2 protein-coding genes are annotated in these 2,076 nt (G+C 46.1%); both read left to right on the plus strand.

Annotated features, from left to right (window positions below; genetic code table 11):
• Positions 1-53 precede the first annotated feature (53 nt).
• Positions 54-1,283, plus strand: a complete 1,230-nt coding sequence (locus tag DW981_RS14240) for a hypothetical protein (protein WP_118508207.1) — start codon at positions 54-56, stop codon at positions 1,281-1,283.
• 42 nt (positions 1,284-1,325) lie between these two features.
• Complete coding sequence (locus DW981_RS14245) at positions 1,326-1,976, plus strand: ATP-binding cassette domain-containing protein (RefSeq protein WP_118508208.1); 651 nt, start codon at positions 1,326-1,328, stop codon at positions 1,974-1,976.
• Positions 1,977-2,076 lie beyond the last annotated feature (100 nt).

Raw genomic sequence — 2,076 nt, forward strand, 5'->3', positions numbered from 1 at the left:
GCAGTTTTTAATTGAGGGGAACTTGAGGGGATGATTCAGGATGGAGGAACGGAATGAAAACAGGAATGAAATGTCTGATCTTACTGTGTATTGGTGCAGCGCTGTGCTATGGGATATATTCGTTTGATCAGGTGAACAGAGAGAATGACCGGCTGAAAGTGACAACATTCAGCGACAGGAAGCCGCAGACCATAAACGGAACAGAGTATACGGTACTGAAGAATACGATTTGCGACTATTCCAAGATCAAGGAGCAGTATCCGGTCATTGAACCCATGTTGGATGTTGACGGAGATGTTGCAAAAGGAAAGCCGGGACGTCTGAAAGTGATTTTGGTAAAGATGCGGATCAAAAACAGTTCAGAGCATATGCAGTATTTGGATCTCGCAGATATCGTTATTAAATCCCCGGCGTATGGCAATGCCCTGTCCACAGAGATGTTTTGTGAGATCAATCACATTGAGTCCTGTATGCTCGCCATTGCACCGGGCGTAGAGGTGCCGGTAACGCTGCCGTATGAACTGTATGAAATATCGTTTTCCGATGCTCATTTTCGTGATCTGCAGAAGCTGCCGTTTTCTATCGTACTGACATCGTATCCGGACATCCGTGAGATCAGTCTTTCGAACATTACATATAAGGCAGGTACTTCCTCTAAATCTGCACAAAAACAACAGAAAGCAAAGAAAAAGGATACACCGGAGGGTTCCATCCTTGACATGGATCAGGAGTGCATTTATGAGGAAGTGGGATATCGGATCGAAGAGGTTGCGTATACCACAAATGTTAAACGCTATAAAGAATATAAACGGAAAGGTCTGTATGATCCGGAGTTAGTGGATTCGAAGGGAAACGTGCAGCCAAGTGACCCTGAGCTAAAGGGCGGTGCAGGCACATGTTATATGATGTTTATCAAGTGCAGGATCAAAAATTATTCTGACACGGCAAAACGGATCCGTGCTTCCGTACCGGCGACGGGAAATTATATGAAAGATGGCAGGTATGCATATGAAGGGGATAATACATATTTTACCTGTAGTAAAAAGATAGAGTTTGATCCGGATGTCATTCAGCTCAATCCGGGAGAAGAGGTAACGTGTGTTACCGGAAAACAGCAATATTGCCATAAGAAGTACTGGGACATTGACAAGACGGACTTTTATGTACGGCTGTGCGGCAGAAACGATGGTATTTCGCAACCGGATAAGCTGGATCCACGGGCGGGTGTGCTCGGAACGGCAGTCAACATACTGGTAAAAAGTTCGCAGATCAAGAAGAAATAAGGAACAGATAACAGGAAATAATGATAAAGGGGATAAGAAAGTATGAATATATCAATCGAACACGTGACAAAGAAGATCAAAGACGCCACCGTACTAAAGGATATCTGTCTGGAAATGAAAGGCGGAACAGTGTATGGCCTTCAAGGAAAGAACGGCTCCGGCAAGACCATGCTGATGCGGGCGATATCCGGACTGATCCGTCCGACAAGCGGACGGATCGTGATCAATGGTGAGCAGCTGCATAAAAATATATCGATTCCGAGAAGTATTGGATTATTGTTAGAAAATCCGTCGCTTCTTCCGGAATATGATGCTTCCCAGAATTTAAAACTTTTGGCAAAGATGCAGGGCGGAGTGCCTGAAGAGGAGATCCGGCAGCTGATCCGTGATGTGGGCTTGGAAGATGCCGGACACAAAAAGGTAGAGAAGTATTCTCTCGGCATGAAACAGAGGCTTGGCATAGCTGCAGCAATCCTTGGGAGTCCGGACATCATTCTGCTGGATGAGCCGATCAATGCGATCGACGGAGAAGGTGTGGAAGAGATACGAAGCCTTATTCTGTCCCTGAAGAATGAGAAACGGATCATTATCGTGGCATGTCATGACAAGGAAGAGATGAACCTGCTTGCAGATGAGATCGTGCATCTGCGCGATGGAAGGATCGAGGGACAGGAGAATGGAGGGGCAGCATGAAGTTTGGAAGGATGTTGAAGTACGATCTGCGTTATGGTACCGTCAGACGTTTTGGATATTACCTGCTTCCGCTGCTGCTTGGAGTGGCAGATGCCGTGAG

This window comes from Clostridium sp. AM49-4BH (assembly GCF_003478335.1).
Lineage (GTDB): Bacteria > Bacillota > Clostridia > Lachnospirales > Lachnospiraceae > Butyribacter.